Annotated in this window: 1 protein-coding gene; it reads left to right on the top strand. The window is 47.8% G+C overall.

The genetic code is table 11. The features are described from left to right. Positions 1-251: hypothetical protein (locus ACODJP_RS14345; protein ID WP_422482650.1), on the top strand; the 251-nt coding region annotated here is incomplete at both ends.

The raw sequence follows: 251 nt of genomic DNA, 5'->3' as shown, positions 1-251 counted from the left end.
GTTTAGCTGGCTGTGGTCGCTTCGCACTCAATAATCACTCTTTAGATTATAAAAATGCAAAGCAACTCGCCCCACTTGAGTACCCTGCCGATGCAACTGTACGACCAGCGACACCTTTGTATCCTGCACCAACAGTAGACCAGCTTGCTATCGATCACGCACCGAAGTTTGAAAACAAGCGTGGCAATCGTTTTGCATTGCCACGTCCTGAACCACTTCAAACTGATACGACAGCAGATGCATCTGCTCAA

The sequence above is a fragment of the Pleomorphochaeta sp. DL1XJH-081 genome, assembly GCF_049310885.1.
Classification (GTDB): domain Bacteria; phylum Spirochaetota; class Spirochaetia; order Sphaerochaetales; family Sphaerochaetaceae; genus CAYZJV01.
The sequence above is the reverse complement of the archived record's forward strand: the minus strand, read 5'-3'. Positions and strand labels throughout refer to the sequence as shown.